This window comes from Allokutzneria sp. NRRL B-24872, from assembly GCF_002155965.1.
GTDB lineage: Bacteria > Actinomycetota > Actinomycetes > Mycobacteriales > Pseudonocardiaceae > Allokutzneria.
In genome coordinates this window covers 1-519 of record NZ_MUMH01000341.1, presented here as the reverse complement: position 1 = coordinate 519, position 519 = coordinate 1, and the positions used below count along the sequence as shown (strand labels likewise).

1 pseudogene is annotated in these 519 nt (G+C 68.6%); it reads left to right on the top strand.

Annotated elements, in window-relative coordinates:
• A pseudogene (locus tag CCN37_RS40600) lies at window positions 1-238 on the top strand (hypothetical protein); the annotation flags it as partial.
• Window positions 239-519 lie beyond the last annotated feature (281 nt).

The window sequence follows — 519 nt, the reverse complement described above, 5'->3', positions numbered from 1 at the left end:
GAGCAGCACGCTGCAGTTCGACCAGGACCCGCGGTTCGAGCGCGACTACGCGACGATCTTCGTCCGGAACGACGCGAAGAACCAAGCTGCCTATCACGTCCGCCGCGACTTGGCGGACGAAGCGAAGCTCGCCGAACTGCAGGCGTTCGCGCAGCGGGAGCTGCCGCCGATCCTGTCGAGCAACGACGTGGCCCGCCGCCGCGGCTGCGCGAACATCGTGCCGGGCTTCTCGGCCTGACGGTCCACAAAGGACGCGGGAATTAAATGCGTTGCCCGGTGCGCCGGGCTCCGGCATGCTTTTTCCAGCACCGCAAGGACCGCCACCGAGAGGAGGAGATCGTGAACCGGCAAGCGAACCGATGCGGCACGATCTCCCGTGCCGTTCGCTGAATCTTCCTGAAGGCTCTTCGCGCCCACCCCTCGCTACCTCGGGTCGGCCGCCGCGAAGAGCGCGGTCTGCGCCCGCCCGGGGAGGGGCGTGCGCGCAGACCGCCCCGTCCCGGTAGCTCAGCAGGACAG